The sequence below is a fragment of the Clostridium sp. ETTB3 genome (assembly GCF_053571985.1).
The window spans coordinates 1,715,681-1,733,304 of sequence record NZ_CP199832.1 but is presented as its reverse complement, the minus strand read 5'-3'; the positions used below and the strand labels follow the sequence as shown (position 1 = coordinate 1,733,304).

The 17,624-nt window shown below is 27.9% G+C and carries 17 protein-coding genes; all 17 read left to right on the top strand.

Annotation, left to right across the window (positions count from 1 at the left end):
- Positions 1-2: 2 nt before the first annotated feature.
- Complete coding sequence (sigG, locus tag ACUN06_RS08560; RefSeq protein WP_291736121.1) at positions 3-776, top strand: RNA polymerase sporulation sigma factor SigG; 774 nt, start codon at positions 3-5, stop codon at positions 774-776.
- A gap of 388 nt (positions 777-1,164) precedes the next feature.
- Positions 1,165-1,449: a YlmC/YmxH family sporulation protein gene (locus tag ACUN06_RS08555; protein ID WP_291733453.1), complete on the top strand. Its 285-nt coding sequence runs from the start codon at positions 1,165-1,167 to the stop codon at positions 1,447-1,449.
- 60 nt (positions 1,450-1,509) lie between these two features.
- Positions 1,510-1,968 carry a transcriptional regulator NrdR gene (nrdR, locus tag ACUN06_RS08550; protein WP_291733455.1) on the top strand — a complete coding sequence of 153 codons (459 nt, stop codon included), beginning with the start codon at positions 1,510-1,512 and terminating at the stop codon, positions 1,966-1,968.
- 139 nt (positions 1,969-2,107) lie between these two features.
- Positions 2,108-2,848, top strand: a complete 741-nt coding sequence (gene pgeF / locus ACUN06_RS08545) for a peptidoglycan editing factor PgeF (protein WP_449389627.1) — start codon at positions 2,108-2,110, stop codon at positions 2,846-2,848.
- A 19-nt stretch (positions 2,849-2,867) separates the two neighbouring features.
- Positions 2,868-3,566, top strand: coding sequence for a winged helix-turn-helix domain-containing protein (locus ACUN06_RS08540; RefSeq protein WP_291733459.1), 699 nt, complete (start codon positions 2,868-2,870; stop codon positions 3,564-3,566).
- Positions 3,567-3,569: 3 nt separating this feature from the next.
- Positions 3,570-5,249, top strand: coding sequence for an ATP-binding protein (locus ACUN06_RS08535; RefSeq protein WP_449389626.1), 1,680 nt, complete (start codon positions 3,570-3,572; stop codon positions 5,247-5,249).
- 287 nt (positions 5,250-5,536) lie between these two features.
- Positions 5,537-6,379 (top strand): phosphate ABC transporter substrate-binding protein, encoded by an 843-nt coding sequence (locus ACUN06_RS08530; RefSeq protein WP_291733463.1) that lies wholly within the window; start codon positions 5,537-5,539, stop codon positions 6,377-6,379.
- Between the two features lie 242 nt (positions 6,380-6,621).
- Entirely contained in the window at positions 6,622-7,506 is an 885-nt protein-coding gene (gene pstC / locus ACUN06_RS08525; protein ID WP_449389625.1) for a phosphate ABC transporter permease subunit PstC, read from the top strand.
- A 2-nt stretch (positions 7,507-7,508) separates the two neighbouring features.
- Positions 7,509-8,333 (top strand): phosphate ABC transporter permease PstA, encoded by an 825-nt coding sequence (pstA, locus tag ACUN06_RS08520; protein WP_291733467.1) that lies wholly within the window; start codon positions 7,509-7,511, stop codon positions 8,331-8,333.
- 96 nt (positions 8,334-8,429) lie between these two features.
- Positions 8,430-9,194 (top strand): phosphate ABC transporter ATP-binding protein PstB, encoded by a 765-nt coding sequence (gene pstB, locus ACUN06_RS08515; RefSeq protein ID WP_294367581.1) that lies wholly within the window; start codon positions 8,430-8,432, stop codon positions 9,192-9,194.
- Positions 9,195-9,279: 85 nt separating this feature from the next.
- Positions 9,280-9,936 (top strand): phosphate signaling complex protein PhoU, encoded by a 657-nt coding sequence (gene phoU / locus ACUN06_RS08510; protein ID WP_294397529.1) that lies wholly within the window; start codon positions 9,280-9,282, stop codon positions 9,934-9,936.
- A 108-nt stretch (positions 9,937-10,044) separates the two neighbouring features.
- Complete coding sequence (locus ACUN06_RS08505; RefSeq protein ID WP_291733472.1) at positions 10,045-11,382, top strand: DUF512 domain-containing protein; 1,338 nt, start codon at positions 10,045-10,047, stop codon at positions 11,380-11,382.
- Positions 11,382-12,701 (top strand): ribosome biogenesis GTPase Der, encoded by a 1,320-nt coding sequence (gene der / locus ACUN06_RS08500; protein WP_291733473.1) that lies wholly within the window; start codon positions 11,382-11,384, stop codon positions 12,699-12,701. The genes ACUN06_RS08505 and der overlap by 1 nt, the downstream gene beginning before the upstream one ends.
- Before the next feature lie 3 nt (positions 12,702-12,704).
- Positions 12,705-13,697: an NAD(P)H-dependent glycerol-3-phosphate dehydrogenase gene (locus tag ACUN06_RS08495; RefSeq protein ID WP_449389624.1), complete on the top strand. Its 993-nt coding sequence runs from the start codon at positions 12,705-12,707 to the stop codon at positions 13,695-13,697.
- A gap of 296 nt (positions 13,698-13,993) precedes the next feature.
- Positions 13,994-15,472, top strand: coding sequence for a stage IV sporulation protein A (gene spoIVA, locus ACUN06_RS08490; RefSeq protein WP_449389623.1), 1,479 nt, complete (start codon positions 13,994-13,996; stop codon positions 15,470-15,472).
- Positions 15,473-15,660: 188 nt separating this feature from the next.
- Positions 15,661-16,065 carry a PBECR3 domain-containing polyvalent protein gene (locus tag ACUN06_RS08485; protein ID WP_291733480.1) on the top strand — a complete coding sequence of 135 codons (405 nt, stop codon included), beginning with the start codon at positions 15,661-15,663 and terminating at the stop codon, positions 16,063-16,065.
- 385 nt (positions 16,066-16,450) lie between these two features.
- Positions 16,451-17,419, top strand: coding sequence for an asparaginase (locus tag ACUN06_RS08480; RefSeq protein ID WP_294397525.1), 969 nt, complete (start codon positions 16,451-16,453; stop codon positions 17,417-17,419).
- Positions 17,420-17,624: the final 205 nt, after the last annotated feature.

Genomic DNA, 17,624 nt, shown 5'->3' with positions numbered 1-17,624 from the left:
CTTTGATTATAAACAAAGTTGAAATTTGTGGGGTAAATACTTCCAAATTACCAGTACTAAAGGAAAAGGAAAAAAGAGAGCTCCTATTAAAGATGAGAAATGGAGATACAAAAGCTAGAGAAACTTTTATTAATGGAAATTTAAGGTTAGTTTTAAGTGTTATTCAAAGATTTAATAATAGAGGCGAAAATGTAGACGATTTATTTCAAGTAGGATGTATTGGATTAATGAAATCTATAGATAATTTTGACTTAACACAAAATGTAAAATTTTCTACATATGCTGTTCCAATGATAATAGGGGAAATTAGAAGGTATTTAAGGGATAATAATTCTATTAGGGTAAGTAGATCTTTGAGGGATGTTGCTTATAAGGCTTTATTAGTGAGAGATAAATTAATAAAGGAAAATAATAAGGAGCCAACAATATCTCAAATAGCAAAGGAATTAAATATTCCACGTGAAGAGGTTGTATTTGCATTAGATGCAATTCAAGATCCAGTTTCATTATTTGAGCCTATTTATCATGATGGTGGAGATGCAATTTATGTTATGGATCAAATTAGCGATTCTAAAAATAGTGATGATAGTTGGCTAGAGAATATATCCATTAAGGAAGCTATGAAAAAATTAAATGATAGAGAAAAGTTAATTTTAACCTTAAGGTTTTTTAATGGAAGAACTCAAATGGAAGTAGCAGATGAAATTGGAATATCACAAGCACAGGTTTCCAGATTAGAAAAAACAGCACTAAAGCATATGAGAAAATATGTATAGGACTCTTTGAGTCCTATTTTTTTACAAAAGATTGGAGAAAGTGGCAAGTAGTGAGTGGCAAGTGACAAGTGGCAAGTAGCGAGTGGCGAGTGTCAAGTGGTAAGTGACAAGTTGTGGAAAAAGTTCAGCTTTAGCTGAATTTTAAGAAATTCCCTAATTTAGTTTGAAGTTTTTGGTTTGTAATTAATAGTTAAGGGAAAATTTAGCATTAGCTAAATTTAAAAAATATATTTTAAGAAATTCCTTAAGGAATTTTATCTATAACTTTTCACTTGTAACTTGTAACTTGTCACTAAATTAAGGTTTTCTTTTAATAAAATAATTCTAAGTGGCATATATATAATTATGATTATTGAAAATACATATTTGGGTGGGAGGAATAGTAATTATGGAAAGTGACTTAATTTTATATTCTGTAAATGCAATAAGAAGCATGGAGGTAGTTGATATATCAACAGGAAGTAAGCTAGGTTATATAAGTGATTTTAAAATTGACTTAGATACAAATAAAATAGTATCTATTTTTTTACCTTCTTCTAATAATAAGGGATGGTTTTCTAAAGAAGATGATATTGAAATTCCATGGGATAAAATTGTGAAAATAGGTGTAGATGTAATAATTGTAGATGCAACTGGAATAGAAATTACTCAACAAGATGAAAATAAAATATAGTAATAAGTAAAAAAAAATTGTATAATACATTTATAACTATATAGGAAAGGCGTGATTTATTTGAAGTGTCCTTTTTGTTTTTTTGATGAGAGTAAGGTTGTAGATTCAAGATCTACAGATGATAATACGACAATAAGACGAAGAAGAGAGTGTAGTAGTTGTGGAAGAAGGTATACTACTTATGAAAAAATAGAGGATATTCCAATTTTGGTTGTTAAAAGAGATTCTACAAGAGAAAATTTCAATAAAGAAAAAATTGTAAATGGGCTTATTATTGCATGTCAAAAAAGACCTATATCTAGAAAGCAAATTGAAGAATTAGCAGAAGATATTGAAAAAAGTATTTCTAATAATATGCTTATAGAAGTGGAATCTAGAATTATTGGTGAAATGGTAATGGAGAGATTAAAAAATATAGATGAAGTTTCATATGTAAGATTTGCATCTGTATATAGAGAATTTAAAGATATAACTACATTTATTGATGAAATTAATGTATTAAGAACTGAAAAAAAATAAAATGGACTACCTTATTTGGTGGTCTTTTTTCGTTCACTAATTTATATTAAAGTTAAAATCATGTTAAATATAAATTTATTAATTGGTAAATACTTAGTTATAATGTTAAAATACATTTATGAGGAAATAGAGGTGGATTATGAATTATTTAAATGTTAATGATTTTAAAAGTTTTAAAGATTTTTGGATTCTTGAAGGTGAGAAAATTAATGTGGTATTTTCTAATGCTAAAATGGGAAGAAGTTTTAATAGACATACAGAAGATGGAATAAAGAGTTTATTATCATTAAAAGAGGATTTTAATGTTAATGAAGTTGAATATATAAACCAAATTCACAGTGATAAAGTTTATATTTATAAAAAAGGTAAAAAGAACTTTATTGAACATGAGGGAGATGGAATAGTAACTAATGAAAAATCAACAATAATAGGTGCGTTTACTGCTGATTGTGTACCTGTAATTTTAATTGATGAAGTAAATAATGTTATTGCAGCAGTACACAGTGGATGGAAGGGAACTTTCAATAGTATTAGTGCAAGAGCTGTTGAAAAGATGATAAGTGAATATGGGTCAAATATTAAAAATATTAAAGCATATATAGGCCCTCATATAAGACAATGTTGTTATGAAGTTTCAGAAGAATTAAAAGAAAAGTTTATAAATAAATTTAATGAAATTCCTTGTGATAAGCTTTTTGATGGAAGAAATTTAAGTATGGAATTATGCATTGAAGATGATTTAAAAAAGATTGGATTAAATGAGCAAAATATTTATTCATTAAAATTATGTACACATTGTGAAAAAGAGAATAAATTGTTTTCTTATAGAGCAAGCAAAGGAGCATATGGAAGATTATTTGCATTTGTTTATATTAAATAAATTTTGGGGTGATAGGGAAATGGCAAATGAGAAAATATTAGTAGTAGATGATGAAGAATATATTTTAGAACTTATAAGCTTTAATTTAACTAATAATGGATATACTGTATTAACAGCAAATAATGGTATTGATGCAGTTAAAATTGCAATTGAAGAAAAGCCAAACTTAATTTTATTAGATTTAATGATTCCAGGAAAAGATGGGTATGATGTTTGTAAGGAAGTTAGAAGCAATATAGAAATTAAAAATATTCCCATAATCATGTTAACAGCAAAAAGTGAAGAAATTGATAAAATATTAGGTTTAGAATTAGGTGCAGATGATTATATTACTAAGCCATTTTCTGTTAGAGAATTACTAGCTAGAGTTAAAGCTGTTTTAAGAAGATTTTCAATGGATGAAATTAAAAGTAATATAGTTGATTTTGGAATCTTAAAAGTAGACTTTGAAAAAAGGGAAATTCATGTTAAAGATAAAAAGCTAGATTTAACTCTTAAGGAATTTGAGTTACTTGAAATTTTAATTAAAAATAAAGGGAAAATATTAACTAGAGATATACTTCTTGATAAAATATGGGGTTATGAATATATAGGTGAAACAAGAACTGTAGATGTTCATATAAGATATTTAAGAAAGAAAGTAGAAGATGATGATAAACATCCTAAATTTATTGAAACTATAAGAGGAGTAGGTTATAGATTTAATCCAAATTGTTAAATTATGAAGAAAAAGATTATAACTTTAGTAGTTATTACTGTAATTTTTGCATTGGTAATTGTAACGAGTTGTTTTATAGGATTAGTTAATATAAGTACCATTAAAGATGCAAAAGAAACATTAGCAATATATAATGAGTGTGTGGCAAGAGAAGATTATAAAGATTCAAAATTATTATCACTATATAAGTTTAAAGATAATTTAGTTAGATTTACTGTGATTAATAAAGAAGGAGAGGTAATTTTTGACAATGAAATTGCTAAGTTAGATAATCATAATAATAGACAAGAAATTATAGATGCATTTAAAAATGGTTCTGGAAGCAGTGTAAGATATAGTGCGAGCTTATCAACCAGCATGGTTTATGTTGCAACTAAAATTGATGACAATACTGTTATAAGGAGTTCAGTTCCAGTAAATAATATTAGAGTGTTTACTTCAGGGACTTTAAAATACTATATTGCAATTATATTATTAGTGTTTGTTTTATCATTATTTCTTGCAGTAAAGCTTGTTAAAATAATTGTTTATCCAATAAATGAACTTCAAAAGGTTACTTCTAAAATCGAAAATGGAGATTTAAATAAAAGAGCGATTATTTATAATTATGATGAAATAGGCTTTTTAGCACAAACATTTAATAATATAGCAGATCAACTTGAAATAAGAATAATAGATTCTTTAGATAAGAAAAATAAGCTTGAAGCAATTCTTGAAAGTATGGAAAGTGGAGTAATTGCAATTGATAATAATGAAAATATAATTTTAATTAATTCTTACTCACAAAAATTATTTGATTTAAAGGAAGATAATATAGGTAAAAAAATATCTGATTGCATAATAGATTATGACTTAATTAATTTTATTAGAGAAATTCCAGAAATAGGAACAAAGGAAGTTAAATTATTTCATCCAATTGAAAGAGAGCTTAGGGTTAAAAAATCACCAATTATAAATTATTTAAATAATTCAATTGGAATTGTAATTACGGTTCAAGATATAACTGATATTAAAAGGCTTGAAAATATGAGAAGTGAATTTGTTGCTAATGTTTCTCATGAATTAAAGACTCCATTAACATCTATTAAAGGATTTTCAGAAACTTTAAGATATGTAGATGATAGTGAAACTAAAAATAAGTTTTTAGATATTATTGATAAAGAATCAGAAAGGTTAACTAATTTAATAAATGATATTTTAATTTTATCTAATATTGAAAATATTCATAAAATGGAAAGTGAATATTTTAATCCAGGTGATGTTATAGAAAATGTTTTAGATATGGTAAAAAGTCAGGCTTATAAAAAATCAATTATTATTAAATATAATGATTGTTTTAATAGTGAAATTTTAGGAAGCAAGGATAAATTTCATCAATTAGCTGTTAATTTAATTGAAAATGCAATTAAATATTCTAATGAAAATGGAATTGTTAAAATTGATTTAACTTTGGAAGAGCAATACTTTGTTTTTAAAGTTAAAGATAATGGAATAGGTATTCCTAAAAATGATATTCCAAGGATATTTGAAAGGTTTTATAGAGTTGATAAATCAAGATCAACTAGGGGAACTGGACTTGGATTAGCTATTGTTAAACATATTGTGAAGTTATTTAATGGAGAAATAAGTGTAAAATCAAAAGTAGGAATAGGTAGTACCTTTACTGTTAAAATAAAAAATTAATAAATATTAAAGATAAGCTAAAAATATATTAAGTATTTTTTGCTTATCTTTTTTTTGTTCTAAAAATTTATAATAAAAATTTAAAATAAAATTATATGAAAATATAAAGGCAGATATAAATAAAATAAAGCTTCTAAGATTAAGGTTAAAAAAGGTAATTTAACATTTACTTAACATTTATCTAACTTCAATTAACAATTTAGTAATATTACTTTAACTTTAGAGGAATAATATTATTTGTGTAAGGTATATGAATAAAATTCATTTATAAAAGTGGAGGGATAAAAATGAGAAGTAAAAGGTTAAAATTAATGGTTGGGGCAGTATTAGTTGCTATGATTGGAACAATATTTACAGGGTGTGGATCTGATAAAACTTCAAAGGGAGAAAATTCTTCATCTGTAACTATTTCAATTTCAGGTTCAACTTCAGTGGGGCCATTAATAGAAAGTATTCAAGAAGTTTATGAGGCAAAAAATAATAATGTTATATTAGAAATACAACAAAATGGTTCAGGGGCTGGAATCAAAGATGTTATGGGAGGTGTTTCTCAAATAGGAATGTCTTCAAGAGATTTAAAAGGTGAAGAAAAAGATTCAGTACAGGGAACTACAATAGCATATGATGGAGTTGCGTTATTAGTAAATCCTAGTAATTCAGTTAAAGACATAACTTTAGAACAAATTAAAAAAGTTTATACAGGTGAAATAACAAATTGGAAGGAGTTAGGAGGAGAAGATGGACCAATTGTAGTTGTTTCAAGGGAAGAAGGTTCAGGAACTAGAGATTCATTTCAAGAAATTGTTGGATATAAATCAGAAGAATTAGTTAAAAATGCATCAATTTCAGATGGTAGTGGGTCTGTTAAAACTACAGTTGCAGGAAATAAAAATGCAATTGGATTTGCTTCCTTTGAATATATTGATGATACAGTTAGTGCTTTAAATGTTGATGGTATAGAACCAACTGCTAAAAATGTTAAAGAAGGAAATTATAAAATTTCAAGACCTTTCTTATTAGTAACTAAAAAAGATACTTTAACACAAAATGGGCAAAATTTAATTGACTTTATATTAAGTTCAGAAGGACAACAAATAGTATCAGATAATAAGCTAATAACAATAGACTAAAAATTAGTTAGTAGTTAGAAGTTAGGAGTTAGTATTTAATGAAGGGAATGTCACATTAAGAATAAATCCTACAATATAGTGTATTAATTTTTAATAGTGTATTAATTTTTATTTTTTTAAACAATATATTGTGTATAAAAGTTTTAGTGCGGTAGCTCCTGAAAATATATATTTTAAAATTCAGCATTAGCTGAATTTATCCCTAAAACTACTAACTACAAACTACAATCGGGAGGGCTGAAATGGTAGAAAAAAATAAAAGCAAATATATAATAGACAAAGTTACAAGAGTAATATTTTTAATATGTGCTCTTATAGCTGTAATAAGTTTAGTTTTAATAATAGGATTTGTATTTTATAAAGGGTTAAGGCCATTTTTTGCAGAAGGAAAATCATTTACTAAATTTATTTTTGGAACACAGTGGTATCCAACATCTGATGACCCAAAGTATGGAATATTACCTATGATAATTGCTTCTATATATGGCACATTAGGAGCTTTAATAATAGGGGTGCCAATAGGATTACTAACAGCAATATTTATTTCAGAAATAGCACCAAACTGGCTTTCTAAAATTATTATTCCAGCAGTTGAGCTTTTAGCAGGAATTCCATCTGTATTATATGGATTATTTGGCTTAGCAATAATTGTTCCATGGATACAAAATGCTTTTAATTTACCGCAAGGACAAAGTTTATTAGCAGTAATTATAGTTTTAGCAGTTATGATGCTTCCAACTATTATTTCAGTTTCAACTACTGCAATAAGAGCTGTTCCTAAAAGTTATAAAGAGGGTTCCTTAGCTCTTGGAGCATCTCATATAGAAACAACTTTTAAGGTTGTTGTACCTGCAGCAAAATCAGGTATACTTGCAGCTATAGTTTTAGGGTGTGGAAGAGCAATTGGAGAAACAATGGCAATTATATTAGTTGGAGGAAATGCAGTTGAAATACCTAAGTCTATCTTTGATAAGGTAAGGCCACTTACAAGTAATATAGCATTAGAAATGGGGTATGCAACAGAATCACATCAAGAACTTTTATTTGCAACAGGTGTTGTATTATTTGTATTTATATTAATATTAAATTTAGTTATTTCTAAACTTTCTAATAAGGAAGGTAAGTAAACATGAGGAAATTTAAAGAAGTTATTTTAAAAGTATTATTATATTTATCAGCATTAATAACTGTTGGAATTTTAGTTTTTATAATTGGATTTATATTTATAAAGGGATATAAGCTTATAAATTTTAATTATTTATTTGGAGAGTATAAGCCATCTGGAGGTGGAGGAATTAAACCTTTTATAGTTTCAACATTATATACAATTGGACTATCATTAATTGTTGCTACGCCAATAGGTGTGTTGTCAGCAGTTTATTTACATGAATATGCTAAGCAAGGAAGATTGGTAAAAATAATAAGATATTCAACAGAAGCTTTATCTGGAATACCATCAATTGTTTATGGATTATTTGGAGCAGCTTTTTTTGTAACAACTTTAAAGTTTGGATATTCACTTATAGCAGGTTCTTTAACACTTTCAATAATAATTTTACCTGTAATTATCCGTACAACAGAAGAAGCGTTAAAGGTAGTTCCCCCATCATATAGAGAAGCTTCCCTTGGTCTTGGTGCAACAAGATTTCAAACTTTATATAAAGTAATACTTCCAAGTGCAGTACCTGGAATTGTTTCAGGAGTAGTATTATCAATGGGGCGTGTAATTGGTGAATCAGCTGCACTTTTTTTAACAGCAGGTACAGTTTATAAAATGCCTACAAGCATAATGTCAAGTGCAAGAACATTAACAGTTCATGCTTTCCTTGAAACAAAGGAAAAAGGTGATATTGCATCAGCAGCTGCAGCAGGAATAGTTTTAATTGTAATGATTTTAATTTTAAATTTATTAGCTAAGTTTATAAGCAAGAAATTTAATAAAGCTAATTATTAATTTATAAAATTAAGTATAGTGAATAATTAAAAGTTATTATTAGTATAAATAACTTTGTTTTGGTAAAGTAAAATCATAGGATTTTGAGGTGTAAATATGTCAAATATAATCAAATCTGAAATTCAGGTTAAAAATTTAGAGTTGTTTTATGGTGAAAATAAAGCACTGAAAAATATTAGTATAGATATAGAAGCAAAAAAGGTTACAGCATTAATAGGACCTTCAGGGTGTGGTAAATCAACATTTTTAAGAACTTTAAATAGAATGAATGATTTAATTGAAGGAGTTAAAATAAATGGTCAAATATTAATAGATGGGAAGGATATATATAAGGATTATGAGGAAATAGACCTTAGAAAAAAGGTAGGAATGGTATTCCAAAAGCCTAATCCATTTCCTATGTCTATTTATGATAATATTGCTTATGGACCTAGAATACATGGAATAAAAGATAAAAGGACTTTGGACCAAATAGTTGAAAGTAGTTTAAAGGGAGCAGCTCTTTTTGATGAAGTTAAGGATAGATTAAAAAAATCAGCAATAGGACTTTCAGGTGGTCAGCAACAAAGACTATGTATAGCTAGAACTATAGCTGTTTCACCTGAAATAATATTAATGGATGAACCTACATCAGCATTAGATCCTATTTCTACTAATAAAATGGAAGAGCTTATGGTTGAATTAAAAAAACAATATACAGTTGTAATTGTTACTCATAATATGCAACAAGCAGGTAGAATTGCTGATAAGACTGCATTTTTCTTATCTGGAGAAGTTGTTGAATATGGAAATACAGAAGACATATTTTACAGACCAAGAGATAAGAGAACAGAAGATTATATAACAGGAAGATTTGGATAAAATTAAATTTTTAAAAATAAAATATATCATAATCAAAAAATAGTTAAGAATTAATAATTTAAAATTAAAATCAGGGAGTGAGATTATGACAAGAAATCTTTTAGAAAAGAGAATGCAGCTTTTAACTTCAGAACTTGCCGAAATGGGAAGTCTTGTTGAAAAACAATTATATAACAGTATAGAAGCTTTCAAAAATAAAGATATGGTTTTGGCTAAAAAGGTAATTGAAAATGATGATAAAGTAGATGAATTAAATAAAAAAATTGAAGAGCAGTGCTTAAAATTTATGGCAATGGAATCACCAGTAGCAACTGATTTAAGAAAGATATTTACAACTTCTAAGATAGTTACAGATTTAGAGAGAATGGCTGATTATGCAGTTGATATTTGTAAAATTGCTCAAAGGGTTGAATTAGATATTTTAGGTGAAGAGTGTGAACCAGTTTGGCAAATGGTAGATATTTTAAGGAAGATGATCAAAAGGTCATTAGAAGCATTTGTTACAGGTAATGTAAAAGAAGCTTATGAAATTTGCAAGATGGATGATGAAGTAGATATTTTATATAGAGGATTATTTAATGATATTTTAAAGAAGATGGCAAAGGATGAAACTATTATTAATAAGGGAGCACAAATATTATTTGCATCTAAATATCTTGAAAGAGTTGGGGATCATGTTACTAATATATGCGAATGGATAATTTTTTCTTCAAAAGGTGATTATGTAGATTTAAATGAGTAATAATAAAGAATATAGGGTATACCTTATATTCTTTTTTGTTAGTTGACAAAAAAAGAATTATTGGGGTAATATATCATAGAGATGATAGGTAATTATAGGAGTGACATTATGAAAAATGTAATAACAAGTGTAATGCCTGATAGTATTGCTGAGGAAGTCGGCATTGAAGAAAATGATATTTTATTATCAGTAAATGGTGAAAAGATAGTTGATATTATAGACTACAGGTTTTTAACTAATGATGAAGAAATAGTTTTAGAGATACAAAAGCCAAATGGAGAAGTGTGGGACTACGAAATTGAAAAAGAATATGGCGAAGAGTTAGGCCTAGAATTTGGTGGCGGTATCATGGATAAAGCAAAAAGATGCAGTAATAAATGTATGTTTTGCTTTATAGATCAAAATCCAAGAGGGATGAGAGAAAGTTTATATTTTAAAGATGATGATTCACGTCTTTCTTTTTTACAAGGTAATTTTGTTACGTTAACAAACATGAAAGAAGAAGATATAGATAGAATTATTAGATATAGAATAAGTCCTATAAATATTTCAGTTCATACAACAAATCCAGAGTTAAGAGTAAAAATGCTTGGCAATAGATTTGCAGGTACTGTTTATAATAGAATAAAGAGATTAGCAGAAGCAGGAATTGAAATGCACTGTCAAATAGTTCTTATACCAGAAGTAAATAATGGTGAAGAGCTTAAAAGGACTATTACTGAATTATATGAATTATATCCAGCAGTAGCAAATATTGCGGTAGTTCCAATAGGAGTTACTAAATATAGAGATGGATTAGTTCAAGTAAAAACATTTACTAATGAAACTGCAAGAAAAGAATTAGAAATGGTTATGGAATTTCAAAAAAGATTTATGAAAGAAATTAATGACCCATTTGTAAGATTTTCAGATGAGTTTTATTTAGTTGCAGGTATAGATGTTCCAGAAGAAAGTTTTTATAATGGATATGAACAAATAGAAGATGGAATTGGAATGATTAGATGTTTCAGGGAAGCTATAAATTATACTGCTCAAGATTTAAATAAAAATATAAAAGGAACTTTTTCTGTACCAACTGGAACCCTTGCATTTAATGAAGTAAGAAGTGGAATGAAAAAGTTGATGGAAGTTAATCCTAATATTAAAATAGATACATATAAAATAGTTAATAATTTCTTTGGGGAAACAATAACAGTTGCAGGACTTCTTACTGGAACTGATATTATTGGACAATTAAAGGGGAAAATTAATAGTGAATACTTAATTATGCCTAATAATATGTTTAGAAAAGGTTATGAACTAGGTCCAGCTGAGTATATTATGTTAGATGATACTAAGATTGAGGACATAGAAAAAGAATTAGGGGTTAAGGTGCTTGTATGTGATCACACAGGTGAAGATATAGTAAGCATAATAAATGATGTATGTCAGGAGGAACAAGAATAATGGCAAAACCAATAGTTGCTATAGTTGGAAGACCGAATGTAGGTAAATCTACATTATTTAATAAACTAGCAGGAAAAAGAATTTCAATAGTTCAAGATACACCAGGTGTAACAAGAGATAGAGTATATGCGGAAGCTGAATGGCTTAATCATACTTTTACAATGATTGATACTGGAGGTATAGAACCAGAAAACCAAGATATAATAGTTAAGCAAATGAGAAGACAAGCGAACATTGCTATAGAAACAGCTGATGTTATAATGTTTGTAGTTGATGGTAAAGAAGGCTTAACAGCAGCTGATAATGAAGTTGCAACAATGCTTAGAAAATCTAAGAAACCAGTAGTTTTAGTTGTTAATAAAATTGATAACTTAAAAGATGAAGAAAATGCATGGGAATTTTATAATTTAGGTATTGGTGATCCAGTAGCTATATCAGCAGGCCAAGGTAAAGGTCTTGGAGATATGCTTGATATGGTTGTTTCACATTTTGATTCAATTGCTTCAATAGAAGAGGAAGAAGAAGATATAAAAATAGCTATGATAGGTAAACCTAATGTAGGTAAGTCTTCATTAATAAATAGATTATTAGGTGAAGAAAGATTAATTGTATCAGATATAGCTGGAACTACAAGAGATGCTATAGATAGTAAAATTGAAAGTGAATTTGGTAAGTTTACATTAATAGATACAGCTGGTCTTAGAAGAAAAAGTAAAGTTAAAGAAGAAATAGAAAGATATTCTGTTATAAGAACTCTTGCTGCTGTAGAAAGAGCAGATGTTTGTATCTTAATGATAGATGCAACAGAAGGTGTTACAGAGCAAGATGAAAAAATAATAGGATTTGCACATGAATTAAACAAGGCTATAATGGTTATAGTTAATAAATGGGATCTTATTGAAAAAGATGATAAAACAATGGAAAACTATAAAAAAGATTTACAAAGTAAGCTTAAGTTTATAAAATATGCTAAATTCTTATTTATATCAGCATTAACTGGTCAAAGAGCACATAAGGTGTTAGAAGTTGCTAGAGAATGTTATGATAATTATGATAAGAGAATTGGTACTGGTGTATTAAATGAAGTTATTAATAAGGCTGTATTAATGAAAGAGCCACCAGTAGTTGCATTAAAGAGACTAAAAATATATTATGCAACACAAGTAGCTACAAAACCACCAAAGTTTGTGTTCTTTGTTAATGATTCAAGTTGTAGACATTTCTCTTATGAAAGATATTTAGAAAATCAATTAAGAGATAATTTTGATTTCAGTGGAACTGGAATACAAATAGAATATAGGGAGAGAAAGGATAGTTAATTTATGAGTAAGGTAGCTTTTTTAGGCGGAGGAAGTTTTGGGATTGCTTTAGCAATTTTATTAGCAAACAAAGGAAATGTTATATCAGTATATGATAGAAATAGTAATGTTGTAGAGGATATTAATGTTAATAGAAGAAATGATAAATTTATTAAAGGATTAAATGTGCCTAAAAATGTTACGGCCTATAATAGCTTAGAGGAGGCTATACCTAATTCTGATTATGTGGTATTAGCTGTTCCTTCTCATGTAATTAGAAGTGCTGCAAGAAGTATTAAGGGACTTGTAAAAGAAAGTGTACCTGTTATATGTATTGCAAAAGGCATTGAAGAAGGTACTAATAAAACATTAGTTGAAGTTATTGAAGAAGAAATTAATAATCCAGTAGTAATTTTATCAGGTCCAAGTCATGCAGAAGAAGTAGCATTTGATATTCCAACAACAGTGCTTACATCTTCAAATAATATGAAGATAGCTGAAGAAGTTCAAGACCTTTTTATGACTAAAACATTTAGAGTTTATACTAATGATGATTTAATTGGTGTTGAAGTTGGAGGGGCTGTAAAAAATATTATAGCATTAGCAGCTGGAGTATGTGATGGATTAGGATATGGAGATAATACAAAGGCAGCTCTTATGACTAGGGGAATGGCTGAGATAGTTAGAATAGGAACTAAGCTTGGAGGAAGAGTTGAAACTTTCCTAGGCCTTACTGGAATGGGTGATTTGATAGTAACTTGTACTAGCATGCATTCTAGAAATAGAAAAGCAGGATACTTAATAGGTAAAGGTAAGAGTAGGGAAGAAGCTATTGAAGAAGTTGGAATGATTGTTGAAGGAATCAAGGCATGTAATGCATTTTATGATTTAAAAGAAAAATTAAATGTTGAAATGCCAATAACGGATGCATTATACAAAGTTCTTTTTGAGGGTAGTGATCCAAGAGAAATGGTAAGTAAACTACTGCAAAGAGATAAAAAAGCAGAAAATTACTAATTATATAATGAAAATGTTATTTAATTTAAAGTAATATTTATGTTAAATAATTTTAAAAACTGATTTTTGTGTTAAACAAGAATCAGTTTTTTTATTATGTAAAAAATTATATAATACATCATATTTATTTTTATGAGTACATATTTTAAATTGTAAGAAAAATACATGGAATGTAATTGTTTAATAGTGAATAAAAATATAAATTTTTATTATATTTAATAAAATAAAAAAAATAGTATACTTTTTTTTGCTATGGAATATATTATAGTGTTAAAAATAAATAGGAGGGTGTACTTATGGGCGATTTCAATATATATAAGGATATTGCAGAAAGGACTCAGGGAGACATATACTTAGGTGTTGTTGGACCAGTTAGAACTGGAAAATCTACATTTATTAAAAAATTTATGGATCTTATGGTTATACCAAAGATTGATAATGCTTATAAGAAAGAAAGAGCTAAAGATGAATTGCCACAAAGCAGTTCAGGAAAAACTATTCATACTACAGAGCCCAAATTTGTTCCAAATGAAGCTGTGGAAATTACAATTGATGAAGATATAAAGTTAAAGGTTAGATTAGTAGATTGTGTGGGGTATATTGTTAAGGGAGCTTTAGGATATTTAGAGGATGAAGAGCCTAAGATGGTTAACACTCCATGGTATGAATATGAAATACCATTTGAAGATGCTGCAGAAATTGGAACAAGAAAAGTTATTACTGATCATTCAACTGTAGGTCTTGTTGTTACTACTGATGGAAGTATAACAGGAATAGATAGGGAAGAATACGTTGAAGCTGAAGAAAGGGTTGTAGAAGAGCTTAAATCTATTAATAAACCCTTTATAGTTGTACTTAATACAAAGAACATAAACTCTCCAGAAACAGATTCATTAAAAGATGAGCTTGAAAAGAAATATGATGTTGAAGTTCAAGTTATGGATGTTTATAATATGACAGAAAAAGATATTGAAAAACTATTTAAACATGTACTTAAAGAATTCCCTGTTAAGGAAATAAATATAGATATGCCAACATGGGTAGAAAATTTAGAGCCAGAACATTGGCTAAAGAAAGAGTATTTTAAAATAATTAAGGGAATGTGTGAAAGTGTAGATAAAATTAGGGACATAAAACCAGTATTTTATGATGCAAAACAAAATGAAAATTTAAGTGCATCAGATTTAACTCAAATAAAACTTGGTGAAGGAACTGCAAATATATTATTAAAACCAAGTGAAAACATTTTTTATAAAATACTTAGTGAAAATTGTGGTGTTGAAATAGAAGATGAAAGTGAATTAATTGCTCTTGTAAAAGATTTAAATGTTGCAAAAGTAGAATATGATAAAATTAAGGATGCATTAGTTGATGTAAAAGAAACAGGATATGGATTAGTGGCACCTCAATTAAGCGAAATGAAATTTGAAGAGCCAGAAATTGTTAAGCAAGGCACTAAATTTGGTGTTAAGCTAAAGGCAAGTGCACCATCTCTTCATTTTATTAAAGCTGATATTAAAACTGAAATAAGTCCTATAATGGGTTCTGAAAAAGAAAGTGAAGAACTTGTTACAGCTCTTATGGAACAATATGAAAAGGACCCAGCATCTTTATGGCAAAGTAATATGTTTGGAAAATCTTTAGAGGTATTAGTTAAGGAAGGACTACAAAATAAGTTATATAAGATGCCAGAAGATGTGCAAGTTAAAATTCAAAAAACACTTCAAAAAATCATTAATGAAGGTAATGGTGGATTGATTTGTATAATACTATAACATAGATATAGTCTGCTACTAAATAGTTTATTTAGTAGCAGACTATTTTATAAGTACGGATATAAAATATTAAGCAATGTTAAATTGAAAAAAGTATATTATTTTTGGTACAAACTCCTATGTAATTAGAATATAATATAATAAGCAGATAGTATTATGCTTAATATATTATAGTGAAGAGGGATAGTATGGAGAGCAGATTTTGTACCTATAAAAGAGTAGGATATTTAAGAGAAAGGGTTGCTTATGAATTAGGTATAGAGTTTACTGGTGTAATTTATGCCTCGCCAGGCGTGCTAAAACATATAATAAAAAGACATGGAAGACAGTTTGACAAAAGGACTAGAACAGGAATTTTAGAATGGATGAAAAAGATTCTAGATGATCCTGATTATATTGGAATTTATAAAAATGATGAGGGACAGACTGCTATAGAATTTATTAAAAAAGCTTATACTAATTTGCTTTTAGGAGTTGAAGTAGATGAAGAAAAACAATATATTTATGTAACTACTATGTATCCTATAACTGATAGGAAAATAGAAAATAGAATTTATAGTGGAAAATTAATTAATATTAAAAAAAATAAATAAAATATTTGCTATAAATAAAATTCAAATATATAATATAAAATTAAGTATATAGGATTTTTGAGGTGAGAAAAGGCTCCTCATGCGCTGGAACTATTCAGTAAACAGAGATGCAGGAAATGTCGCCCTGCCATAAATCCGGGAACATGGTTAGAAGTAACAAGTGATAAGTTTAGGAAAAATATAATTTATTTTTGGCTTAGAGCAACATCTGTGCAATTTAGCACTTGTGACAAGTTTAGGAAAAATATGATTTATTGGGACTGTCGCACTAAAACTTTTATACACAATATATTGTTTTTTATTTATTCTTAATGCAACATCCCCGTACCTAAACTTGTCAATTGTAAGTTCAAATTAAAAGAGAGATTATATTTTGGAGGATAAAATGAAGAAAATAGCGGTAATTTTTAATGGTGGAACAATATCTATGAAGGTTGATGAAAGAATTAAGGCAGCTGTTCCTAGTTTAACTGGTGAAGAGATAATGTCTATGGTAACTGGAATAGAAGAATATGCAGAAATTGAATCTTATAGTTTTTCAAGTATGCCATCACCACATATGACTTTTAAAACAATGTTAGAATTAAGTGAGTTTTCAAAAGAATTATTAAATAGAGAAGATATTGATGGTGTTGTAATTACTCATGGAACAGATACTTTAGAAGAAACAGCATATCTTTTAGACTTAACAATAAATAGTGATAAGCCTGTTGTAATTACAGGTGCAATGAGAAGTGGCTCAGAACTTGGTTATGATGGACCTTCAAATTTAGCAGCTTCAATTTGTACAGCAATTTCTGATGATGCAAAGGGAAGAGGAGTGCTTGTATGCTTTAATGGTGAATTAAATTCAGCTGCAGAAGTAACAAAAGCAAATTCTATGGCATTAAATGCATTTATAACTCCTAATTTTGGACCAATAGGAATTGTTGACAATAATAAAGTAATGTTTTATAGAAATGCAAAGAAAACAGAAACATATGATGCAAAAGAAATTAATAAAGATGTTTTATTAATTAAATGTGTAGCTGATATGGACTCTACATTAATTGACTTTGCAATTGAAAAAGGATTTGGTGGAATAGTTATTGAAGCTTTAGGAAGAGGAAATGTACCTCCAAGAATGGTTGAAGGAATAAAAAGAGCATTAGATAATAAAATGCCTATAGTTGTAGTATCTAGATGTTTTGAAGGTAGAGTACACGAATCATATGGATATGAAGGTGGAGGAAAAATGCTTAAGGATTTAGGGGTTATCTTTGGTGATACATTACCTGGACAAAAGGCTAGAGTTAAACTTTCATTAGCTATAAACAGCAACATAAGTTATGATGAAATAAAAAATCAATTTTAAAAATAGAGTTAGGTTTTCGAGGGCACTGAAAAACATTAAGTTTTTCAGTGCCCTCGGTTTTCTAGCTCTATTTTTTATTAAAAATAAAACTGTAAACAAATTGTTAATAAAATGTTGACAGAAAACCTTATAAAGATATAAACTAAGTTTATTGTTTAAAAAGTAATAAATTTTTATATATAAGAAGAAAGTGGCAGGAGAAATA